The organism is Veillonella denticariosi JCM 15641, from assembly GCF_002959855.1.
GTDB lineage: Bacteria > Bacillota > Negativicutes > Veillonellales > Veillonellaceae > Veillonella > Veillonella denticariosi.
The window spans coordinates 220,231-242,204 of record NZ_PPDB01000007.1 but is presented as its reverse complement, the minus strand read 5'-3'; the positions used below and the strand labels follow the sequence as shown (position 1 = coordinate 242,204).

Here is a 21,974-nt window from a genome sequence, read left to right as displayed (position 1 = left end):
TCATTATAAGCCAGCTTCTCGTTTTAAAATTTGAGCTTTATCTGTACGCTCCCAAGGGAGATCAACATCTGTTCTGCCAAAATGACCATACGCAGCCGTCTTACGATAATGAGGTTTCAATAAGTCGAGCATTTCGATGATACCCGCAGGTCGTAAATCAAAATGTTTCTTTATCAATTCCTGAATTTTTTCTTCTTCGATATGTGCCGTACCAAATGTATCAACTAAAATGGATACCGGATGAGCAACGCCGATAGCGTATGCCACCTGTACTTCGCATTTATCGGCCAAACCTGCAGCCACGACGTTCTTAGCTACATAACGGGCAGCATATGCAGCAGAGCGGTCAACCTTGGATGGATCTTTACCGGAAAAAGCACCGCCCCCATGACGCGCCATACCGCCATATGTATCAACGATGATTTTACGTCCTGTAAGACCGGCATCACCATGAGGTCCACCGATTACAAAGCGACCTGTAGGATTGATGAAAAATTTGGTATTTTCATCAACGAATTCCGCAGGTAACGCAGCGTCGATAACATAACGCTTAAGATCATTTTTAATTTGTTCCTGTGTTACTTCCGGACTATGTTGTGTGGATATAACAATTGTATCGATACGTTTCGGTTTATCGTCAACATATTCTACGGTTACCTGTGTCTTTCCGTCCGGGCGCAAATATGATAAGGTACCATCTTTACGAACTTCTGTAAGACGACGGGATAAACGATGTGCCAAAGATATCGGCATCGGCATAAATTCCGGCGTTTCATTAGATGCATAACCGAACATCATGCCTTGGTCACCGGCACCGATCTTATCCAATACTTCACCGCGACCGTCTTTAGATTCGAGCGCTTCATCAACGCCCATGGCGATATCAGAAGATTGTTCGTCAATAGATACCAGTACACCGCATGTATCACAGTCAAATCCGAATTTCGCACGAGTATAACCAATTTCACGAATAGTATCGCGTACGATGCGAGGAATGTCTACATAGACATTGGTAGAAATCTCACCTACCACATGAACAAGACCGGTCGTAACCAGAGTCTCGCAAGCTACACGAGCAGCAGGATCCTTTTCAATAATCGCATCCAAAACAGCATCGGAAATTTGGTCGGCTATTTTATCTGGATGGCCTTCAGTAACTGATTCAGAAGTAAAAAACATATGTTTTTCTGCCATTTTATCCTCCTAATATAAAAAAAGCCTCCCATGAACTCATGAGAGACCTCCCATCTAATGGCTCACACCATAGGAATTAGCACCTTTTCCCCTTGGAATGGTTGCTGTAGCTTCACAGGGCCTGTCCCTCCACTACTCTTGATGAGTTACAGAATCATTATAGTGTATTTATTAGTAGAAATCAAGACATTTTAACAGCTAAATCATGTTCCGCTTTATGTAAAGCACTTTCAAACTGGCGATACATATGATGCCGACCTAAAATCGTTAAGAAATCAGATTTATACATTTCGTGGCGTATATCATAATTGACATCACTCAGCAAAACCTCTATTCCTCTTTTCTGTAACTCTTCGATAATACCTCGCAAGATACGAAGGCCGGTTAAATCTACAAATGGAACTTGTCCAAATCGGATAATTAAGAATTTAGGGTCTTTATGTATGGAGTTAAGAGCCCTTTCAAAAGCGCTGATGGCGCCAAAAAACAAGGGGCCCTCCACGGTATATACCATAATTTCAGGATGAATGGTAACCTCGTGTTTAACTTGTTCCGACAGTTCCTCACAACTCATCTCATGAACATCAATGGTTCTCACCATTTTTCTCATAAATTGCAATACCGCCAATATAACACCCACATTAACAGCTACGACTAAATCCGTAAAGATCGTCAAAAAAAATGTTAATATCAATATAATGCGGTTCGCCTGCGGTGCCAATATAATCATTTTAATAAATCGAGGTACATCACTCATATTGTAAGCTACGACAAATAAAATCGCGGCCATCGATGCCAACGGGATATACACGGCATATGGTGCCAAGAACAATAGGATAGCCACTAATACGATGGCATGAACAATTCCGGCGATAGGTGATGTTCCACCTTGTCGAATATTGGTCGCCGTCCGTGCAATAGCCCCTGTCGACGCAATCACTCCAAATAAAGGGGCTACAATATTAGCTTCCCCTTGCCCGAATAATTCCGTATTAGATTCATGCTTCGTTCCGCTCATGCCATCGGCCACGACGGCAGATAACAGAGATTCAATCGCGCCTAACATGGCGATGGTAAAAGCAGGACCAATTAACGAGAATATCTTATCCAACGACAGATTAGGGATGGAAAATTCCGGTAGGCCTTGAGGAATACCGCCAAAAGCACTGCCTATAGTCTTTACTGTAGGGAATTGATAGTAACTCTGAATCACTGTAGCGACAATCATGGCCACTATTGGAGCAGGTATTTTATTGATATATGGAATCTTTGGCAATATCAGCAATAGAGCAAGACTAAGCAATGCAATACACAGAGTGGGAATATCCAAATATGGCAAAGATTGAACCATGAGCCATAACTTTTCGTGAAAATGCTCCATATACGGTAATGACGGAAAACCAAAAAAATAAGGCCATTGTCCAACCCAAATAGTCACTCCGATACCTGCTGTAAAGCCCATAATAACAGGGGTTGAAATAAAACGAATAACAGTACCCAATTTAGCCGTACTCATAAGAATCAGCATAATGCCGGCCATCATGGTGGCAATCTGTAAACCCTCAAAGCCATAGTTTACCACTATACTGCTAAGCAAGACAATAAATGCACCCGTAGGGCCTGCAATCTGTACTTGAGAACCCCCAAAAATAGACACGAATATACCGGCAATGATAGCGGTGTATATACCTGCCTGCGGTGTAACACCGCTGGCAATAGCAAAAGCCATCGCTAGCGGCAACGCCACAACACCAACCACCAAGCCGGCAATAATATTATTACTCCACTGTGATCTTGCTAATCCCCCTTGACGATATGCCCTTTGTATCGCAAACATTTAACTAACACTTTCCTTCTCTCTATAAACTCATATATACAAACATCTTAAAAAGTTATCTTGTACTTTTTAATTTCATTAGCTCAGCCACTTCCGTAAGAATACATTTGGCCAAGTCCGTTTTTTTCATGTTAGGAATTGCCCTCGGCTCTTTATCAGGATACAAAAAATACCCTTCATTTGTATCCACATTAAAGCCCGCATTACTCTTGCTTACATCATTGGCAACAAGCATATCCAGATGTTTTCTATATACCTTATCCTGTCCATATGCGACGACATTCTGTGTTTCTGCAGCAAACCCGACTAATAATTGATGTGTTTTATGCGCTCCTAAACCTTGCAATATATCCGGATTCTTGACAAGTTTCAACGTCATGGAATCCATTTTTTTTATTTTATGATCCGCTTTGTTAAGAACTCTAAAATCAGACACTGCAGCGGCCATGATGACCACATCGACATCTTTATATCGAGACTCAACGGCTTTCTGCATAGATACAGCCGAATCGACCGGTACATATTCCACCCCATGAGGCACATCGAGTGATGCAGGTGCGCTCACTAAAATAACACGAGCCCCCATTTTCTGTGCTTCCGCAGCAATAGCATAGCCCATTTTACCGCTGGAACGATTACCTATATAACGGACGGGATCGATATTTTCCTGCGTACCTCCGGCCGTAACTAGTATGGTTTTTCCTGAAAACTCTTCAGTAGCACAGAGTTTTGCTTCAAGCCACTCTACAATCTCCTCGGGTTCTGGTAGACGGCCGATCCCGGTCACACCGCATGCAAGCCAGCCGCTGGACGGTTCAAGGACATGATATCCAAGGGCTTTCAGCCCCTCTATATTCCGCTGTGTGATTTGGTTATTATACATTTCCGTATTCATCGCCGGACAAATATATTTTGGTGCTGTTGTAGCCAAAATAGTCGTAGTCAGCATATCATCGGCAATGCCCGCATAAATTTTAGCTATTACATTAGCGGTTGCCGGTACAACTATATAAGCATCAGCCCATGTAGCCAAAGCAATATGTTCTACATCCCAATTCTGAATTTGCTCAAACATATCCAAAGCCACAGGATTGCCGCTTATTTCACCAAAGGTTAACGGCGATGCGATATGAGTGGCATTTCGAGTCATAACAACCTTAACTTCGGCCCCTTTTTTGCGAAGGCGACTGACAACTTCTATAGCTTTATAGGCTGCAATTCCAGCAGATACGGCGACAACCACATGTTTTCCCTGCATAGTCTACTCCTTTTAAAAATTCCTTGTATCAACGATACAAGGAATTGATTCATTTTATTTAATGCCTTCTTTAGTGCGTTTATAAGTGACTTCACCTTCAGCAATTTCATAAAATGCTAAAGATACAGGCTTGTCGGTAGCATGTGTATGTTCAGCAAGGCAAGGACTGCCGTCAGTGAGCTCACGAGCTCGTTTTGCTGCCAATGTTACCAATGTATACTTGCTGTCTACTTGATTTTCTAATGCTTTCAATGGAGGTTTTACCATCATACTATCACTTCTCCTTAGACTCTTGATATTGCTTATAAATAAATTGAATTTGTTCTTTATTGCGACTGATCTTACAGGACTCGGCCCGCAAGATAGAAGCTACCTTCTCCGAAGCTTCCGCTAAATCATCATTGACAACAATATAATCATAACGATGCGCCAGCGCTAGTTCGGAACACGCTAGAGATAAACGCTTATCAATAACCTCTTTCGCATCGGTTCCTCGATTATGTAGCCGCTCGGATAACTCTGTTAAGGACGGAGGTACGATATAGATAAATACAGCATCGCTAAAGCGTTCCTTTACCTGCATCGCCCCCTGTATATCGATTTCCAACAGTACACTTTTACCCTCATCCAATAAATCCATTACATGCTGCTTAGGTGTCCCATAGTAATTATCATATACTTTAGCATACTCCAGAAAGGCATCTTCCGCCAAAAGAGATTCAAATTCATCCTTTGATCGGAAAAAGTAATTTACGCCTTCCTCCTCGCCGACTCGTGGCTTACGTGTCGTCATGGAAACAGAATAAACTAAATTCGGCATTTCTTTTCGAATATTAGAACAAATGGTTCCTTTACCTGCACCAGACGGCCCGGATATAACGATTAACAATCCTCTGTCTGACATATATACTCCTATGCTTCTACTGTATCTTCATCTACATCATATTGCACAATTCGATGTGCTACGGTTTCCGGCTGAATTGCAGATAATACAATCTGACCACTGTCCATAACTAATACAGCACGAGTTTTACGTCCATATGTAGCATCAATGAGTAAACCCTTGTCTCTGGCATCCTGTACCATACGCTTGATCGGCGCCGACTCGGGACTGATGATGGCCATAACCCGGTTTGCAGATACCATATTGCCAAAACCTATATTCAATAGTTGAATACTCATTCATGGACCTCCTATCACTCCACATTCTGTACTTGCTCTCTAATTTTTTCCAACTCACATTTTAAATGAACGACCCACTTCGTAACATTTGAATCAACTGTTTTGGAGCCGATAGTATTCACCTCTCGATTCATCTCCTGCAGGATGAAATCAAGCTTACGTTCTATAGGATTCTCATCTATAAGTGTGTTTTTTAATTGTACCACATGTGAGGTAAATCGGACAATCTCTTCAGTAATATCGGTCTTGTCTGCAAGAATTGCAATTTCCTGCAAAAATCTGTCCTCACTGATACTCGCTTCCAGCTCTATTAAATAGTCTTTAATCTTTGATATAATATGATTTCGATAATTCTCTACTGCAACCGATTTATTTTCATCGATACGTTGAATCGCTGATTTCAACGTAGAAATTCGACTTAACAAATCCTCTTGAATATGATGACCTTCCTCACTTCTCATCTGTAATAACTGTGCAACAGCCCGACTCGTCGCCTCCGTCACAACAGATATCATGACATCTTCCGCAACAGGTTCATCCTGTTGTTGAATCCATTCATTTGATACGGACATAACAGCCGATAAAGGCACCTCTTTAGTGGTTGTATAAAATCCCTGCTCCACCAACATCTCCTGAATTTGCTCGCGCAGCACACGATTGATGGTGAAAGTTTTTGTCCGTTCCCCCGCGTCTTGTATCGATACGGATATTTCTACCTTACCGCGAGCGACATGTTGTTGTATCTGCTCTCGAATAAGATTTTCAAAAGGATTGATTTGTTTTGGACTTCGTATAAATAAATCTAAATACCGTGCATTGACGGATTTGATTTCAACCGTGCAAGTAAGGTTGTCTGCAGTAGCAGTACCGCAGCCGAAACCTGTCATACTCTTCATGGACCATCCTCCTTACAGTTTCTCTTATTGTACCACGAAATATTCATTTTTGCTGCTCAAATACTAAGAAATCTCTTCGCTCTGTGGTATACTAAACTATATTTCTATACCATTCATTTATGAAAGGATAGCCATGAATTTAGATGGACTTACCATGTCCGTACTCGCCAAGGAACTGCACGAACGATTACAGACAGGACAAATACAAAAATTATACCAGATCGATAAAACCACCATATTATTCAAAATACGTGCACACAACGAAGATCAAAATCTGATCATTACCGTAGGCTCCAATCCGGCACTGTATCTAAGCCAACCGCTTCAGGACTTGCCAAAAGAACCGAGTTCCTTATGTATGTTTCTACGCAAACATATCGAAGGCGGTCGTATTGTAAAGGTTGAACAGATTAACGGCGACAGAATACTTTGTATCCAATCGGATAAATTGGAAATGGACGGGGCCATCACAACCACCTATATTTATGTGGAATTGATGGGTAAGTATTCCAACTGTATTTTTGTACAGGATAATATAATTCTGGAATCGCTCATCCATGTCTCGCCCCTCATGAATCGCGAGCGATCGATTGGGCCTAAATTAACATATGAACTACCGCCAAATGCCAATCGCGTCAATTTGATCGACTTCGATAAAACGGAAATACTGAATCTTCTTTCGTCCTTTGGTGCCGGTACTGTTCAGGAATCCATCCGATCTATCTTTAACGGCTTCGGCAAGCCGCTTTTAGATGAAGTACTGCACCGAGCGCAACTAGCAGGCGACACATCTATAGAATCCATATCAAATATGGAAATGAACAATTTAGCACAGGCACTCTACAGCCTTCGTATGGACTTAGTCTCAAGCTCGGGGCTCTATGTATTAGAGAATAGTAATCACAAAAAAGCTTACGCCTCACTGCCTTTGCATAACTATGAAATTATCAAAACCTACGAAACCCTTTCAGAGGCATTAGAAGAATCCATTCATTCCACAAAAGCGATTCACACTGCGGATAAGGAGCTTGAAAAAATTCTTACCGCAGCCATCAAGAAGGAAGAAACACGTCATCAAAAAATTCAAACTGAATTAGATGATACGGAAAAGATGGAAACGTATAAATTATACGGTGATATTTTGATGATCAACGCACATCTGCAGGTTCAATATCAACCATCCATAGAATTACCGAATCTTTTATCTGAAAGCAATGAAATAGTAGCCATTCCATTGAAACCTCAATTGACGGTCGTCGAGAATGCACAATGGTATTATAAATTATATACAAAACTTAAAAATCGTATGGTCAGCGGTGAGTACCAGCTCAATGCGAGCACAATGAAGTTGGAATATTTAAAATCCATCTTATACAGTATCTCCCTTGCCACTACCCGTGAAAGTCTCGAAGAAATTCGCAGAGAATGTATGGATACGGGGATTATCAAAAAATCCAAAAAGCCGCTATCCTATAAATTGGGGAAATCCAATTACATTCACCTCACAATAGATGAAGGCGAGATCTTCATCGGACGCAACAATCAACAAAACGAATATTTAACACATCGCTTTGCAAAACCTACTGATATCTGGTTCCATACGCAGGAAATTCAGGGCTCACATCTCATTCTAAGACTTAATGTGGAGCCGGATGATATGATTATATCCAAAGTAGCCCAATACGCGGCATACTTCAGCAAAGCTCGTGAAAGCAGTAAAGTGCCTGTTGACTACACCTATATAAAAAATATTAAAAAGCCACCTGGGTCACCTCTCGGATTTGTCATATTCAATACGCATCAAACCATGATTGTAGAACCTAAAAAACCTGAAAACTATATCGAGTAAAAAAAGGCTATATGCAGCACAAGCTACATATAGCCTTTATTAATATAATTTTTCTATTACTGATTTTCTTCCGTCCGTTCTTCCGTTTGCTTCAAACTTTCACGATTCTGACGTAAACTTTCCAATGTTTTTTCTAAGTTGTTTTCCACATATTTAAGAACATCGCCGGCATATTGAATCGAGCTGGCTTTCAATTCTTCAGAGGACTGATTTGCTGCATTGATGATTTGATTGGCCTGTTCCTGAGCCTGTTTAACCAATTCACTTTCAGCAGTCAATTTAGCGATATAATCCTTCGCCTGATCGATTAATGTTTCAGCCTGACGTTGGGCATCAGCCAACACCTTATCCTTCTCAGCTACGATACGACGTGATTCATCAAGCTCCAACGGTAAAGATTCTTGAATGGAGTCAATAATACGCATAATTTCATCTTCTTCTACCATGCGTTTAGTAGTCATGGGAATACGACTGCTGGATTCAATAAGAACCTCTAAATCTTCTAATAATTTTTCTGTTTTCATACAAATCACTCCTATTTATTATGTACCGTATTAAAGCGTTCTTCAAGTTTTAACTTTACATCATCCGGAACGAGACCATCCAGTTTTCCACCAAATTTAGCCAGTTCACGAATGCCTGTGGAGCTGACAAAAGAATATTTATTATTTGTCATAATAAAAACAGTCTCAATGTCATCATCCAAATATTTTGCAAACAAAGCGCGCTGAAACTCGTATTCAAAATCACTCAATGCACGTAAACCGCGAATAATTATGGTCGCATTTTTAGACTTTACATATTCATTGAGTAAACCACCTGTACAGTCAATTTCAACATTCGGAATATGTTGAACGGAATTTCGAATCATCTCGACCCGTTCCTCCATCGTGAACAAGGAGTTTTTGTTCGGGTTAGTGCTGACCGCGATAATCAGCTTGTCCACCAACCGACTGCCCCGCTCAAAAATATCAACATGTCCATTTGTAACTGGGTCAAAACTCCCCGGACATATACCTATACGCACAGGTCTAGCTCCTTTCAGCAGCATTTACAAAATAGGAAACCATCGTATAACCAAATTTTTGTACTTTGATACAGTCCCATGATTCAGGTAATGTAAACACTTCATCCTTATGATGTTCCAATAGTAAAACCCCTGAATGTTTTAGCAAATTGTTCACTACCACGAAATCAATAGTATCCTGTATAAATCCATGCTCATATGGTGGGTCAGAAAAAATATAGTCGAACTGTTGTCCTTCTATATAATTTTTCACTTGTGAAAGTTTTCTCGGGATAATCTGTAATCGATCATCGACACGACAATGCACGGCATTTTCTAAAATCAATTTCCCCGTTTTACAGTCAACGGCCACTGCCCGAGCAGCACCACGACTCAACGATTCGATTGCTACGGCACCGGTACCGGAAAAAAGGTCCAATACATCTGTACCGTAAATTCCCCTATTAGCCAAGACATTGAATACACTTTCACGAACTCGATCCAGTGTAGGTCTAGTATCCATTCCCTTTGGCGCTTTAATAGCATGCCCCTTCGCAGTTCCGCCAATAATTCGCATACAATCCTCACAAGATTATACTCATTAATTATAGTATATAAATAACCAAAATAAAAGTATCTTTTACTTATGATACTTCAATTTTACTATTTCTTCCCATCAATTCTTCTAATGCTGCAGCAGGTGTTATTTTCTGATGCAATACATCGTGTAAAGCCGCTGTAATTGGCATCTCTATATCATGTTCTTCAGCCATCTTATGAATGATATCCGTCGCAAAAAAACCTTCTACCACCATATTGGTATGCTGCATGATATCATCCATCGTCCTGCCATCAGCTAATTGTTGTCCCGCAGAACGATTACGACTGTGACCGCTCATGCAGGTAGCAATAAGATCACCCATGCCGGCAAGACCTGCATAGGTTTCTTTTTTCGCCCCTAAAGCAACACCGAAACGCGTCATTTCATGAAGGCCGCGCGTCAGAAGCATGGCTTTACAGTTATCCCCTAATGCCAAACCGTCCACAATTCCCGCCGCCAGTGCAATGATATTCTTTGTCGCACCGGCCAGTTCAACACCGATTAAATCCGTACTGGAATATATTCTAAAATTTTGACTATGCAAGGCATTTTGTAATTTGATGGCCACATCAAGATTTTTCGTACTCAATACGGCGGCAGCCGGTAGATTCCGGGCTACCTCCTCCGCATGGTTCGGACCTGTCAAAACAGCTAAGTTACATCCTACAGAACCTAATATCTCGGACATAACGGTAGTCAATAATTTTCCTGTAGTTCGTTCCACCCCTTTTGAACATAACACATAGGACTGTTCCTTATGCGCATAAGGTTGTATTGCCTCAAGGCTGGTTCGAACATGGACAGACGGAGTTACCATTAACACAATCTGAGCATCACGAATGCAGGACTTCAAATCCGAACTGAATTGTAAAGAATCGGGTAATTTAACCCCTGGTAAATATTCTTTATTCTCGCGGTCGATAGCTAATTGTTTTCCGAATTCAGGACGACGGCAATATATAGTTGTAGTGTTTCCCGCTAATGCGGATTTTATGGCTAATGCCGTTCCCCAACTACCGGAGCCGATAACAACTACGTTCATATCATTCATCCTTTTTTATACGTTCTACTTTCAACTCATTACCTGCCAATAGACGTTTAATATTATCTCGGTGACGTATCACTACAAAAAGTCCGGCTAAAGCACCAAATCCAACAAACCAATACGATTCACCTGTAAAATACATCAAAAATGGTACCAATACAGCGGCTATGATAGATCCTAAAGATACAAGTTTCGTCATATATACGATAACGGCCCAGACAAGCAGACAAATAACGGCCACTAGGGGAGATAATGCAATAAGCACGCCAAGCCCAGTTGCAACACCGCGACCGCCTTTAAAGCCCAAAAATAAAGACCAATTATGTCCTATCATGGCCAGGATACCACCCAGGATCATATACATAGGACCATAAAATGATAGTAATAAAACTCCGGCAGCCCCCTTTAAAGCATCACATAAAAATACCGGTAAAGCCGCTTTAAGGCCTATAACCCGATATGTATTGGTAGCACCGATATTTTTAGAACCGTATTGACGTACATCCGTATTAAAAAATATCTTGCCAATAATTAATCCACTGGGAACGGAGCCTATGAGATAGGCTAATATAGCATATACAATAATCATCGAATCAATCATTCTTCATCATCTCGTTTTTTTCCACGTAATATCAAGCGAATCGGTGTTCCTTCAAAGCCGAAGGACTCTCGCAATCGATTTTCTAGGAATCGCATATATGAGAAGTGAATCAACTCCGGTTCATTTACAAAAAGAATAAATGTAGGCGGTTTAACGCTGGCCTGTGTCATATAGTAAATTTTAGGAATACGACCATTTCGTGACGGCACAGGATTAACGGTTTGCGCATCTTGCAACAATTGATTTAATGTACCAGTCGATACACGACGATATTGTTGTTCGGAAACAAATTTCAACATATCCGCCAACCGATGAATGCGTTGCTTTGTCAAAGCAGATGCAAATAGTATCGGAGCAAATTGTAAAAAGCCAAGTTCGTCGTATATATCTTCGGTAAAACGCAATGTGGTTTTATCATCTTTTTCTACAAGATCCCACTTATTGACAACGATAACGACACCTTTACCGGCTTCATAAGCATAGCCGGCAATTTTTTTATCCTGCTCCGTCACTCCGTCCTGAGCATCGAGAACAAGCACGACAATATCAGAGCGGTCCACCGAACGTAATGAGCGAACAATACTGTACCGCTCAACAGCTTCCTCAATTTTAGCTTTCCGTCTCATACCGGCCGTATCAATAAGAACGAATTTCTGTCCATCATGAGTCCAATGGGTATCGATAGAATCCCGTGTAGTACCTGCCACATCGGATACGATCACCCGATCTTGACCAAGCAATGCATTCGTCAATGAGGATTTTCCCACATTCGGCCGGCCGATAACGGCAACATGAATCGTATCCTCATCATCTACATTCGTACCGATCGGAGGAAAGTGTTTTACCGTATCATCCAATAAATCACCGAGATTCATTAAATTCTTTGCAGAAATACCGATAGGGTCACCTAGGCCAAGATTATAAAATTCATAAATATTCGGTTCCTGATTTACGCTATCAATCTTATTAACTACAAGCACAACAGGTTTTCCGCTGGCTCTAAGAATGTTGGCAACCTCTTCATCAGCAGGAACAATGCCCTGTTTGCCATCCACGACGAAAAGAATAACATCCGCCTCTTCAATAGCGAGCTCTGCCTGTAAGCGCATCATCTTAGGAATTACATGACTATTTTCTGTTACAAATTCAATACCACCTGTATCAATCATCGTGAATTCACGATTTAACCATTCCGCGTCAAAGTAAATACGATCCCGTGTTACACCGGGAATATCTTCTACGATGGAAATACGTTTATTAACAATGGCATTAAAAAGTGTAGATTTTCCTACATTTGGACGACCTACGACGGCCACTAATGGTTTTGCCATAGTTTCACCTCATTATCAACTATAATACATTATAATATTTTATCATATTCCCCATACAGTACGCAAAAAGGCTAACCAAGGAAAACCTTGGTTAGCCTTCTATTAGACAATGAATTATTCAGCGTCTTCTGCAGTTTCTTTTGCTTCCATCAATTCAGTTAATGCCAAACCCAATTTCTTTTCATCTTTATTAAGAGAAATAATTTTAACTTCAACTTCTTGACCACGGTTCAAGTAATCTTCAACTTTCGCATTACGTTGTTTTGTAATTTGAGAGATATGAAGTAAACCTTGAATGTCGTCGTTAACTGCTACGAATGCACCGTAAGCAACCAAACGGACAACTTTACCTGTAATAACATCGCCTACATGCAATGTTTCTTCCGCCACGTCCCATGGGCTCTTAGTCAAAGCTTTCAAGGACAAGGATAATTTATTGCTTTCAGCATCAAAGGATTGTAATTTAACTTCGATTTCTTGACCAACGGAAAGAACATCTTCCACTTTTTTAATTTTTTGCCAAGAGATGTCGGAAATATGAAGTAAACCTTCAATACCTCCGATATCTACGAAAGCACCATAAGGCATAATTTTGCGAACAACACCTGTATAGTTTTCACCAACGGTGATATTTTTCAATGCTTCAGCTAATTTAGCTTGACGTTCTACTTCCAATACGGCACGACGGGAAAGAACCAAACGGTTTTTCTTTTCATCGATTTCAAGTACTTTAGCTTCGAATTCTGTGCCAACCAAGTTGTCCAAAGATTTTACAAAGTGAACATCACCTTGGGACAATGGAATGAAACCACGAAGGGATTTAACGGTTACTACCAAACCTGCTGGAATAGCATCAATACCTTTACATAGGATGGTTTCATCTTTTTCTTGTGCTTCGATAACGTATTGCCAATCTTCATCTTTAGCCAAGCGAGTCATGGAAAGATAAATAGGATTATCTTCTTTGATGTGATTCATGATAACTGCTTTAATTTCATCACCATTCTTTAACACATCTTTGGCAGATTCTGGTGCTGGATAAGAAATTTCAGTTCTATTCAAAATGGCTTCTGTTTTATAGCCAAAAGATACATATGCACGTTCATCTTCAACTTGAACAACTGTACCTTCTACAACATTCCCTTTCTTAAATTCTTCTTGACCTTCTGCTGCTAATAATTCTGCAAAATCTTTCATTGTCTCAATGACCTCCTTAATAATCCAGTCGGGAGTCGATGCTCCTGCTGTTACCCCTACCGTCTGTACTCGGTCAAACCATTCCAGTTGTAATTCAGTAGAGGTTTCAATGTGATAGGTTATACATCCAACGTCACGACATACCTCTGCCAATCGGTTTGTGTTACCGCTATTTTTACCGCCTATCACAATCATAAGATCAACACTACGAGCTAATTCAACGGCAGAGTTCTGTCGTTCTTGCGTTGCATTACAAATCGTTTTGAAAACCTTAAGATTCTTAGATTTTTTCTCTAATATGTCTATTATACTGTTAAATTTAAATTGTGAAAAGGTTGTTTGTACAACAACGCCCATTTTTTCCACAATTTGTAATTTTTCAGCGGATTCCTCATCTTCGATGATTATTCCTTTGTTATCTGCCCATAAATTAATACTTTTGACCTCAGGATGGTTCTTTTCACCTAAAATCACTAAAGTCATTCCATCTTCAATGACGGATTTCGCATCCTGTTGTGCTTTTTTTACATATGGACACGTAGCATCTACAACATTAAGACCTTTTTCTTCGGCTTCATCATAGACAGCCGGCCCCACACCGTGAGAGCGGATAATCATAGTCCCCTCTTCGATATCCGATACAGCCTGAACAGGACTGACACCTCTTCTTTCAAGGCGGCCCACAACTTGAGGGTTATGAATAATAGGGCCTAATGTATAACTCTTTCCACAATGATTAGCCGCATCATCCGCCATTTCAACAGCCCGTTTTACACCATAACAAAAGCCGTGATTTTCCGCCAAAATTATTTCCATAATATCTCCTGAATAGAATTACCGTGATATGAATCTATCATGCGTTGGATTTCACCTTTTACACGATCATTTACCTCTTGAATAGCCTCAGGTGTCGGTTTTGCTTTTTCTACAGAAATCTGTTCACCAATAATACAAGCTACCCTTCCCCGTTGCATATTATGCGATCCGATAATAGCTACGGGAACGATACCTATACCGGTGCGAAGAGCGATAGAAGCCGCACCGTCATGAAATCTGCCCAGTTTACCGCTTTTTTGTCGATTTCCTTCCGCAAAAATACCGAGGACCTTATTCGCTTTCAGTAATCCTAACGCATGTCGAATAGCAACCTTATCAATAGCGCCACGATTCAAAGGAAATGCACCAAGCCAGGTACAAAGGAATCTTGAAATCGGATTAACAAACAATTCCTGTTTGGCCATAAAATGCACGTGTCTTGGTAATGCATATCCGACTATGCACGGATCATTATTACTCATGTGATTCGGCACAACGATAACAGGTCCTTCCATAGGGAAATTATTGCGCCCATAAACTTTTAACCCGTATCCGACTTTATAGCGTAACCAAAAAGCAGTACGCCATAGCCAGGTGGAAAATCTATTCATGATTAATTATCTCCTGTACCAACTGCAATATACGATTCACCGTTTCATCAAATGTCATATCACTAGAGTCTATTACTACCGCATCGTCGACACACACTAATGGAGATTCCTCACGATTCTTATCCATCTCGTCCCGGCGCTCTACGTTCTTAGTTATCTCATCCAAAGATTGTTCGTTAGCTGTTCCCTGCACTTCAAGCCATCTGCGTTTCGCACGTGCTTTCACAGAAGCGGTTAGATATATTTTTAATTCCGCATCAGGTAAGACTACGGAACCGATATCGCGACCGTCAAGGATGACGCCCCCTTCATCCGCCAAAAGACGTTGACGTTCTACCAGATATTGACGTACCCCTTTATGGGAAGCTACTTCGGAAACGGCATTGTTTACTTGAGGCGTACGAATAAGGTCGGTCACCTCTTGGCCCCGTACAAACACCTTACAGGCATCATTGCCCGGTTCCATCGTTAACTCTAGAGTTGGAAGGATGGTCTCCACCGCCGCCTGATCAGTAGGATCTATACCGTCATGTAAAACAGCCCACGTAACGGAGCGATACATGGCGCCCGTATCTATATATAAATATCCCAGTTGCTTTGCCACAACTTTTGAAATACTACTTTTACCGGCCCCTGCAGGACCGTCAATGGCAACAGCAATTTTTTTCAAACTCATAATAACCTCTATTCCTCATCTCCATGAACAGCGTGCATAGCCGCGACATAGCCCGTAGAAAAGGCGGCCTGTAAATTATATCCGCCCGTGAAAGCATCGATATCAAGCACTTCACCGGCACCATATAACCCTTGAATCAATTTTGATTCCATCGTTTTAGGATTAAATTCTTTTAATGATAGTCCGCCGGCTGTAACAATAGCCTCCTCCACGGGACGAAGCCCTTTTACAGTCAATGTCATATGTTGTAACACATGACATAGCCGTTGACGTTCGTCCCTCGTAATTTGATTAACGGGCTTTGCAGGATCTAATTCTGCTAATCGTATAACGACAGGTATTAAATTTTGCGGCAACAAATCCTTCATCCCATTCGTTAATTGCTTCTTTGAATATAAATCAAAATCTTTTTGTACACGCTTATCCAATACATCCGGTGTCAAAGCGGGCTTTAAATTAATCTCTATAGAGATTTGAGGATCTTTTTTGCGTAATAATTTTCCCACCGTATGACTGAGCGATAAAATAGTGGGTCCCGTAATACCGAAATGTGTAAACATCATTTCTCCAAACTGCTTCGCCTGTATCTTATTTTTCGAAATAACCGATACCTCTACATTACGCAAGCTAAGGCCCATGATATCCTTAACCCATGTTTCATCAGTCACGATCGGTACCAAGGAAGGTCTGATATCTGTTACCGTATGCCCGATTTGTTCCGCCAGTATATAACCGTCTCCGGTAGAACCAGTCAACGGATAGGAAGCACCGCCTGTACATAAAATAGCCGCATCACATGCGTATCGTTCTTTATCGGTTCGCACACCAATAACACGGCCATCCTGAACCGTAATTTCTCTTACGGGCTCATTTAGTCGAACTTGAACATGATACTTTTTAAGAACTTTCATGAACGTATCACGTACGTCCAAAGCGGAATCCGACTCAGGAAAGACGCGACCGCCGCGTTCAACTTTTGTCTTAAGGCCCCAACTATGTAACAACTCCAATAAATCTTCATTACTGAAATGCTCATAAGCGCTGTATAAAAACTTACCGTTTCCCGGTGTATTCTTTATAAATTCAACCATATCAGCGTTATTAGTGATATTGCAACGGCCCTTACCGGTAATTCCCATTTTCTTACCGACCATATTCATTTTTTCTAACAGTATGACACGAGCGCCTTCACGACCGGCGATAACCGCCGCCATCAATCCTGCTGCACCGCCTCCAATAACAATGATCTGCTTCATTTCTTATCAGACCCCAACGCTTTTAAAGCTTTCACCTCGCGAGACGTCAACTCTCGCGAACCGCCTCTCTTTACACCGCCTAACGTAAGTCCCCCATAAGCGATGCGCTTTAAATTGTGAATACGATAGCCGAAATGCTCAAACATGCGTCGTACCTGACGGTTCTTTCCTTCGTGAATTGTAATCTCCACCTCATGAACCCCGTTATGATCATCAAAGCCCAGATCTATAATCGTAGCCGGTGCGGTCATACCGTCTTCAAGATTGACACCGTTCGCAATGATTTGTAAATCTTCATCGCGTACTCGACCTTTAATACGAACTTCATACGTTTTTTCTACACCTTTTGAAGGATGTGTCAAATTCTGCGCCAACTCTCCATCATTGGTAAGCAATAATAATCCTTCCGTATATAAATCGAGACGACCTACAGGATAAATACGTTTCGACTCATTTTTTATATAATCCAACACGGTTTCTCTACCCTGCGGATCCGATACGGATGTGATGACCCCCTTAGGCTTATTCAATAAATAATATACCGGTTTTTCTTGTGCCAATAATTGACCATCTACCTTGACACGATCCTTTTGCGGATCGATTTTTACGCCTAGCTCCGTCACTTTACGGCCATTAACCTGAACATGTCCTTCTGTGATCAACGCCTCCGCCTTACGTCGTGATGCAATACCACAACTGGCAATATATTTCTGTAATCGTTCCATATTACCCTTCTGTTTCCGATACTTCCTGATGCAGTGCATCTATCGATTCGACACCGGCACTGCGCAAAAACTCATCTGTCGTGCCATATAAAATTGGTCTCCCTACCGTATCCTTATGACCCAGCTCAGCAATGAGAGATCTGGTAAGCAACTGTTTGATGATTTTATCGCTATTAACCCCGCGGACTTCTTCAATTTCCGCCTTTGTAATAGGCTGCTTATAAGCGATAACAGCCAATGTTTCCATCGCCGCATTCGACAATTTATCTTCCCGCTTGCGGATATGTCCCACATACGGTGCTGATTCACTGACACTCACCAATTCTACACCGGCACCGGATACACGAACACGTATCCCCCGATCATTCAATTCCAATTCAGATTGTAATGATTTAATATAATCAGATATTTCCTGTTCTGAAAGCTCGAAAACATCCGCCAACATATCCTGGGATATCGGTTTCGCAGCAGAAAATAAAACAGCCTCTAAATGCTTTGTCGGTAACGACATAGTATCCCCTTTCTACAAATTTTGTCCTACGGTTGCTGTAAAGATAATATCTTCATCTTCACCTTCACTCCGCATTTCCATCACTTGCTGTTTAAGTAACTCCAGGACGGCCATGAATATTGTAACCATACCGCTCTTCGTCTCAATAGCTATGAGTAATTCTCTAAAATAAAGGCTTTCACCACGGCGAATACGGCTGGACAAAGACAAAATCATATCCTCTAAACTATACGTGTCCTTTTCCACTTTAACTTCATGTAAAGGCTCTTCGTCAGATATTTCCTTTGCACGTTTCAATGTTTGATAAAAGATTTGATACAACTGTGAAAGTTCAAAATTATAAACATTATCTAATCCCAGCACACTGGTTTCTTCGGGGCGGCTAAAACAGTCGGAAGATGTGGACGTGCGTTCCATAAGTAGAGCTGTGAAGTCTTTAATCTTTTTAAACTCCACTAACTTAGCCACCAGTTCATCCCGAGGATCTTCCGCCTCGTCCGGTTCCGGGTCTGCCTTAGGTAGCAGCATTCGTGATTTAATTTGCAATAATGTGGATGCCATAACGAGGAATTCACTGCTGTAATAAATATCAAAATGATTCCAATTATCCAGATATTCCAAGTATTGGCTCGTAATCTCGACGATAGGAATATCGGTGATATCTATTTTATGTTTTTCGATGAGATGCAACAGCAAATCAAGAGGGCCTTCAAAAACGTCCAGCTTGTAATTATAATCGCCCATAATCCCCAATCCTCAGAAATAATATATTTAACTATATAATTATAAAGCATTTATCATAGTACTTTCAAATAATTGTTTTTTTTGCATTCATCTGCTATCTTTATTAGAGTAGTTATTATATATTATTATTTTCTTGTAAGAGAGGCCGTATTATGTCATCCATGATAAAGCAAATAGGACGTAATCCTATTTTTCGCTTTGGTATTATAGGCATTTTGTTATATATTGTACTGTACATCATCTACGAACCGATTACATTAGGATTAGATGTAGAAGATATTACAATTTTAGCTGTGCCTACTATTGTAGGTACATTTTTATTTCAATATTTTATGGGCTGTACCGTGTTTCATCGCCCGTTTTTGGGATATGGATTAGTCGGTATTCTATGGGCATTGACCTTTCCGTTGCTATTCCACTGGTCCTACGTAAAGCCTCTATATTTTTATGAATTTGCCAATGATTTTCTCTTCGGTCTTCTCATCTTTATGGGGTTTTCAGGAATTCAATTTCTAATCACCCAGACTAATCGATTCCATAAAACGACATCATTTATCATGGCTATCATCACCATGATACTAAGTCTCATTCCGTTCCTACAAATCAGCTACTACATGACAACTTGGCATTGTTTGACTCCGGCCAGCCTCCTCGCAGTATATATGACTAATCCAGAGGAAGCCTTCGGATTTCTTAAAAATGCCGCCGGCATCCCAGGCCTAATAGCCGTCGGAATCGGTCTAATCCTTTGGACATATTTATTATATTGGTCCAATCTGGGCATGAAATATGTAGTAAATCTCAACACGACACGACCTATGCGATCCGCATTGCTCATCGCCTCGATAGCCGCATTTCTCGTATACGTGCCATTCTTTTTATTTCCCAAAACTTGTATCGTAGCCAATTGGATTTCAGCCGGTGATTATGTAAAACAAATGCAGCAATATAATGATAATCATCATCTTGTCTTTGATTCTTTCAATTTGGATTCAACCGATACGGCTGCTAAAGAAACACCGGGCACAATCATCCTCGTCATCGGTGAATCGAGCTCTCGAGATTATATGAAAATGTATAATCCCGCTTTTCCTTATGATGATACACCTTGGCAGGGCGCTATGTATGCGGATAACAAAGACTTTATCTTCTTTGATAATGCATATTCATCCTATGTACAGACCGTTCCGAGCCTGGAACGCGCCCTATCTGAGCGCAATCAATACGATGATCGACCATTCCTCGATTCCGCCAATATTTTAGACATTGCTAAAAAAGCGGGATACACTACATCCTGGTTCAGTAATCAAGGTGTATTCGGAGAATATGATACGGCGATCTCGTTAATGGCGAAAACAGCAGATACGACGAAATGGGCGCATGAATCCTATGCATTCTCGGATCGCTACGATGAAGCGTTATTGCCATTACTCAAGACCGTGGATCCTACCAAAAATAATTTTATCGTCATTCATATCATGGGCAGCCATATTTATTATAATGACCGTTATCCTCATGAATTCAGTAAATGGAAACAAGGTCCTTATCCTGACGGACAGGAAGCCTATGCGAACAGTCAACTCTATACGGATTGGCTATTACAGCAAATTTATACATATGGTAAGGAGAAACTGAATCTTCAGGCTATGGTATATTTTTCCGATCATGGTGAAAGTCTCGATAAATCTCACAATCCAGACACATTCGACTTTATCATGACGCATATACCATTCTGGATCTATTTATCTCCTCAATATCGCGCTACCTATCCACAAACGGTATCAGCGCTCAATAGTCATGAACATCAGTATTTCACAAATGATTTACTCTACGACACCTTGGTAGGGCTCATGCATGCACCAAGTCAAAGATATGATCCGCAGCGGGATTTCAGTAACAGCAAGTATCGTTTCAATTTGCATAACCTTACTACCCTGCTCGGAGATCAACCCCTAACAAACGACCCAGCAAATGCAGGCAAATGATTTTATATTAATTTTATATTAATTGCATATATATAAACAACAGCCTCCTAAGGTTGGCACTATTTACCGCAAAATCGTAAATAGCTATCAACCTTAGGAGGCTGTTTATCTGTAAATAATTTTAGATAAATCCAAATTATATTGAATAGTATATATGATTTTCAATACTTCTATATTACTTATATTTTTCTAATAAATCGAGAATATCATCTTCCGTATAAATCTCAATGTCATGATGCAATAAACGTTCCACAGTCACACCATGTCCATTTGTAAGGGTTCTCGTAAAAGTACCGTCGTAAATGCGTTTATATCCGCAGCTGGGACTTTTCGCTTTCATTAAGGCAACCTTGCAACTATTCTGTAATGCCATATCTAATACGAGCTGTGCTCCATTCAAAAATGCATCCGTTACATCGGTACCATCACAAGTACAAATATTGGAACCGCATCGTTCCGCCGGCTGTCTCGGCGTATCTAACCCGCCCAATACCTCCGGACAAACAGGAATTAAGTTAAATGAAGCTTCTAACTCTTTAAGGCAAGGAAGTGCATTATCCTTTCCATCATAGCGGCAAGGCACTCCGCAGAGACATTCACTGATCAATAGATTAATTTTTCTCTTCATAAATATCCCCTATAAGATAATTTTC

Annotated in this window: 23 protein-coding genes and 1 riboswitch; of the genes, 2 read left to right on the top strand and 21 right to left on the bottom strand. The window is 40.8% G+C overall.

Annotation, left to right across the window (positions count from 1 at the left end; translation table 11 throughout):
- Positions 1–3: 3 nt before the first annotated feature.
- The 7 genes from metK to VEHSUH05_RS06620 all read right to left on the bottom strand — a co-directional run bounded on the left by metK (position 4) and on the right by VEHSUH05_RS06620 (position 6,367).
- Positions 4–1,194: a methionine adenosyltransferase gene (gene metK, locus VEHSUH05_RS06650; RefSeq protein ID WP_105091114.1), complete on the bottom strand. Its 1,191-nt coding sequence runs from the start codon at positions 1,192–1,194 to the stop codon at positions 4–6.
- A gap of 47 nt (positions 1,195–1,241) precedes the next feature.
- Positions 1,242–1,342: riboswitch (SAM riboswitch) on the bottom strand.
- 33 nt (positions 1,343–1,375) lie between these two features.
- Positions 1,376–3,031 (bottom strand): SulP family inorganic anion transporter, encoded by a 1,656-nt coding sequence (locus VEHSUH05_RS06645; RefSeq protein ID WP_105091113.1) that lies wholly within the window; start codon positions 3,029–3,031, stop codon positions 1,376–1,378.
- 55 nt (positions 3,032–3,086) lie between these two features.
- The gene (gene coaBC / locus VEHSUH05_RS06640; RefSeq protein WP_105091112.1) at positions 3,087–4,289 is read right to left on the bottom strand and encodes a bifunctional phosphopantothenoylcysteine decarboxylase/phosphopantothenate--cysteine ligase CoaBC; all 1,203 of its coding nucleotides are present in this window, start codon (positions 4,287–4,289) and stop codon (positions 3,087–3,089) included.
- 54 nt (positions 4,290–4,343) lie between these two features.
- Positions 4,344–4,559 carry a DNA-directed RNA polymerase subunit omega gene (gene rpoZ, locus VEHSUH05_RS06635; RefSeq protein WP_038114868.1) on the bottom strand — a complete coding sequence of 72 codons (216 nt, stop codon included), beginning with the start codon at positions 4,557–4,559 and terminating at the stop codon, positions 4,344–4,346.
- A 4-nt stretch (positions 4,560–4,563) separates the two neighbouring features.
- Positions 4,564–5,193 (bottom strand): guanylate kinase, encoded by a 630-nt coding sequence (gene gmk / locus VEHSUH05_RS06630; protein WP_105091111.1) that lies wholly within the window; start codon positions 5,191–5,193, stop codon positions 4,564–4,566.
- An 8-nt stretch (positions 5,194–5,201) separates the two neighbouring features.
- Complete coding sequence (gene remA, locus VEHSUH05_RS06625) at positions 5,202–5,471, bottom strand: extracellular matrix/biofilm regulator RemA (protein WP_038114863.1); 270 nt, start codon at positions 5,469–5,471, stop codon at positions 5,202–5,204.
- A 14-nt stretch (positions 5,472–5,485) separates the two neighbouring features.
- Positions 5,486–6,367, bottom strand: coding sequence for a YicC/YloC family endoribonuclease (locus tag VEHSUH05_RS06620; RefSeq protein ID WP_105091110.1), 882 nt, complete (start codon positions 6,365–6,367; stop codon positions 5,486–5,488).
- A 133-nt stretch (positions 6,368–6,500) separates the two neighbouring features.
- Here VEHSUH05_RS06620 and VEHSUH05_RS06615 point away from each other — a divergent pair, with 133 nt between their 5' ends.
- Positions 6,501–8,216 (top strand): Rqc2 family fibronectin-binding protein, encoded by a 1,716-nt coding sequence (locus VEHSUH05_RS06615; protein ID WP_105091109.1) that lies wholly within the window; start codon positions 6,501–6,503, stop codon positions 8,214–8,216.
- 56 nt (positions 8,217–8,272) lie between these two features.
- Here the strand turns inward: VEHSUH05_RS06615 and VEHSUH05_RS06610 are convergent, their stop codons facing one another.
- The 13 genes from VEHSUH05_RS06610 to VEHSUH05_RS06550 form a co-directional block, all read right to left on the bottom strand.
- Entirely contained in the window at positions 8,273–8,740 is a 468-nt protein-coding gene (locus VEHSUH05_RS06610) for a hypothetical protein (RefSeq protein WP_038114855.1), read from the bottom strand.
- A gap of 11 nt (positions 8,741–8,751) precedes the next feature.
- Positions 8,752–9,243 carry a pantetheine-phosphate adenylyltransferase gene (gene coaD / locus VEHSUH05_RS06605; protein ID WP_095065829.1) on the bottom strand — a complete coding sequence of 164 codons (492 nt, stop codon included), beginning with the start codon at positions 9,241–9,243 and terminating at the stop codon, positions 8,752–8,754.
- 4 nt (positions 9,244–9,247) lie between these two features.
- Positions 9,248–9,799, bottom strand: a complete 552-nt coding sequence (gene rsmD / locus VEHSUH05_RS06600) for a 16S rRNA (guanine(966)-N(2))-methyltransferase RsmD (RefSeq protein ID WP_105091108.1) — start codon at positions 9,797–9,799, stop codon at positions 9,248–9,250.
- A gap of 67 nt (positions 9,800–9,866) precedes the next feature.
- The gene (locus VEHSUH05_RS06595) at positions 9,867–10,865 is read right to left on the bottom strand and encodes an NAD(P)H-dependent glycerol-3-phosphate dehydrogenase (RefSeq protein WP_105091107.1); all 999 of its coding nucleotides are present in this window, start codon (positions 10,863–10,865) and stop codon (positions 9,867–9,869) included.
- Position 10,866: 1 nt separating this feature from the next.
- On the bottom strand, positions 10,867–11,466 hold the full coding sequence (gene plsY, locus VEHSUH05_RS06590; RefSeq protein WP_105091392.1) for a glycerol-3-phosphate 1-O-acyltransferase PlsY: 600 nt from the start codon (positions 11,464–11,466) through the stop codon (positions 10,867–10,869).
- Entirely contained in the window at positions 11,466–12,800 is a 1,335-nt protein-coding gene (der, locus tag VEHSUH05_RS06585; protein ID WP_054673268.1) for a ribosome biogenesis GTPase Der, read from the bottom strand. The genes plsY and der overlap by 1 nt, the downstream gene beginning before the upstream one ends.
- 114 nt (positions 12,801–12,914) lie before the next feature.
- The gene (locus VEHSUH05_RS06580) at positions 12,915–14,813 is read right to left on the bottom strand and encodes a bifunctional 4-hydroxy-3-methylbut-2-enyl diphosphate reductase/30S ribosomal protein S1 (protein WP_038114839.1); all 1,899 of its coding nucleotides are present in this window, start codon (positions 14,811–14,813) and stop codon (positions 12,915–12,917) included.
- Positions 14,804–15,424: a lysophospholipid acyltransferase family protein gene (locus tag VEHSUH05_RS06575; protein WP_038114835.1), complete on the bottom strand. Its 621-nt coding sequence runs from the start codon at positions 15,422–15,424 to the stop codon at positions 14,804–14,806. The genes VEHSUH05_RS06580 and VEHSUH05_RS06575 overlap by 10 nt, the downstream gene beginning before the upstream one ends.
- Positions 15,417–16,100 (bottom strand): (d)CMP kinase, encoded by a 684-nt coding sequence (gene cmk, locus VEHSUH05_RS06570; protein ID WP_105091106.1) that lies wholly within the window; start codon positions 16,098–16,100, stop codon positions 15,417–15,419. The genes VEHSUH05_RS06575 and cmk overlap by 8 nt, the downstream gene beginning before the upstream one ends.
- Positions 16,101–16,108: 8 nt before the next feature.
- A complete protein-coding gene (locus VEHSUH05_RS06565; protein WP_105091105.1) occupies positions 16,109–17,356 on the bottom strand; it encodes a BaiN/RdsA family NAD(P)/FAD-dependent oxidoreductase in 1,248 nt (415 codons plus the stop codon).
- On the bottom strand, positions 17,353–18,081 hold the full coding sequence (locus tag VEHSUH05_RS06560) for a pseudouridine synthase (RefSeq protein WP_038114826.1): 729 nt from the start codon (positions 18,079–18,081) through the stop codon (positions 17,353–17,355). Before VEHSUH05_RS06560 ends, VEHSUH05_RS06565 begins: the two co-directional genes overlap by 4 nt.
- A 1-nt stretch (position 18,082) precedes the next feature.
- Entirely contained in the window at positions 18,083–18,592 is a 510-nt protein-coding gene (gene scpB, locus VEHSUH05_RS06555) for an SMC-Scp complex subunit ScpB (protein ID WP_038114824.1), read from the bottom strand.
- A 12-nt stretch (positions 18,593–18,604) separates the two neighbouring features.
- The gene (locus VEHSUH05_RS06550) at positions 18,605–19,336 is read right to left on the bottom strand and encodes a segregation and condensation protein A (protein WP_105091104.1); all 732 of its coding nucleotides are present in this window, start codon (positions 19,334–19,336) and stop codon (positions 18,605–18,607) included.
- A 152-nt stretch (positions 19,337–19,488) separates the two neighbouring features.
- Here VEHSUH05_RS06550 and VEHSUH05_RS06545 point away from each other — a divergent pair, with 152 nt between their 5' ends.
- Positions 19,489–21,321 carry a phosphoethanolamine transferase gene (locus VEHSUH05_RS06545; RefSeq protein ID WP_105091103.1) on the top strand — a complete coding sequence of 611 codons (1,833 nt, stop codon included), beginning with the start codon at positions 19,489–19,491 and terminating at the stop codon, positions 21,319–21,321.
- 175 nt (positions 21,322–21,496) lie between these two features.
- Here the strand turns inward: VEHSUH05_RS06545 and VEHSUH05_RS06540 are convergent, their stop codons facing one another.
- Complete coding sequence (locus VEHSUH05_RS06540; RefSeq protein ID WP_054673253.1) at positions 21,497–21,949, bottom strand: 2-thiouracil desulfurase family protein; 453 nt, start codon at positions 21,947–21,949, stop codon at positions 21,497–21,499.
- Between the last annotated feature and the right edge of the window lie 25 nt (positions 21,950–21,974).

Excerpts from the sequence above, each read along its gene's own strand:
- VEHSUH05_RS06575 (WP_038114835.1), bottom strand. The coding sequence starts at position 15,424 with ATGAATAGATTTTCCACCTGGCTATGGCGTACTGCTTTTTGGTTACGC.
- coaBC (WP_105091112.1), bottom strand. The coding sequence starts at position 4,289 with ATGCAGGGAAAACATGTGGTTGTCGCCGTATCTGCTGGAATTGCAGCC.
- VEHSUH05_RS06615 (WP_105091109.1), top strand. The coding sequence starts at position 6,501 with ATGAATTTAGATGGACTTACCATGTCCGTACTCGCCAAGGAACTGCAC.
- VEHSUH05_RS06565 (WP_105091105.1), bottom strand. The coding sequence starts at position 17,356 with ATGAAGCAGATCATTGTTATTGGAGGCGGTGCAGCAGGATTGATGGCG.
- VEHSUH05_RS06620 (WP_105091110.1), bottom strand. The coding sequence starts at position 6,367 with ATGAAGAGTATGACAGGTTTCGGCTGCGGTACTGCTACTGCAGACAAC.
- rsmD (WP_105091108.1), bottom strand. The coding sequence starts at position 9,799 with ATGCGAATTATTGGCGGAACTGCGAAGGGGCATGCTATTAAAGCGCCA.
- VEHSUH05_RS06595 (WP_105091107.1), bottom strand. The coding sequence starts at position 10,865 with ATGAACGTAGTTGTTATCGGCTCCGGTAGTTGGGGAACGGCATTAGCC.
- VEHSUH05_RS06540 (WP_054673253.1), bottom strand. The coding sequence starts at position 21,949 with ATGAAGAGAAAAATTAATCTATTGATCAGTGAATGTCTCTGCGGAGTG.
- scpB (WP_038114824.1), bottom strand. The coding sequence starts at position 18,592 with ATGTCGTTACCGACAAAGCATTTAGAGGCTGTTTTATTTTCTGCTGCG.
- metK (WP_105091114.1), bottom strand. The coding sequence starts at position 1,194 with ATGGCAGAAAAACATATGTTTTTTACTTCTGAATCAGTTACTGAAGGC.
- VEHSUH05_RS06550 (WP_105091104.1), bottom strand. The coding sequence starts at position 19,336 with ATGGGCGATTATAATTACAAGCTGGACGTTTTTGAAGGCCCTCTTGAT.
- VEHSUH05_RS06645 (WP_105091113.1), bottom strand. The coding sequence starts at position 3,031 with ATGTTTGCGATACAAAGGGCATATCGTCAAGGGGGATTAGCAAGATCA.
- gmk (WP_105091111.1), bottom strand. The coding sequence starts at position 5,193 with ATGTCAGACAGAGGATTGTTAATCGTTATATCCGGGCCGTCTGGTGCA.
- remA (WP_038114863.1), bottom strand. The coding sequence starts at position 5,471 with ATGAGTATTCAACTATTGAATATAGGTTTTGGCAATATGGTATCTGCA.
- der (WP_054673268.1), bottom strand. The coding sequence starts at position 12,800 with ATGGCAAAACCATTAGTGGCCGTCGTAGGTCGTCCAAATGTAGGAAAA.
- VEHSUH05_RS06580 (WP_038114839.1), bottom strand. The coding sequence starts at position 14,813 with ATGGAAATAATTTTGGCGGAAAATCACGGCTTTTGTTATGGTGTAAAA.
- VEHSUH05_RS06610 (WP_038114855.1), bottom strand. The coding sequence starts at position 8,740 with ATGAAAACAGAAAAATTATTAGAAGATTTAGAGGTTCTTATTGAATCC.
- rpoZ (WP_038114868.1), bottom strand. The coding sequence starts at position 4,559 with ATGATGGTAAAACCTCCATTGAAAGCATTAGAAAATCAAGTAGACAGC.
- cmk (WP_105091106.1), bottom strand. The coding sequence starts at position 16,100 with ATGAGTTTGAAAAAAATTGCTGTTGCCATTGACGGTCCTGCAGGGGCC.
- VEHSUH05_RS06560 (WP_038114826.1), bottom strand. The coding sequence starts at position 18,081 with ATGGAACGATTACAGAAATATATTGCCAGTTGTGGTATTGCATCACGA.
- VEHSUH05_RS06545 (WP_105091103.1), top strand. The coding sequence starts at position 19,489 with ATGTCATCCATGATAAAGCAAATAGGACGTAATCCTATTTTTCGCTTT.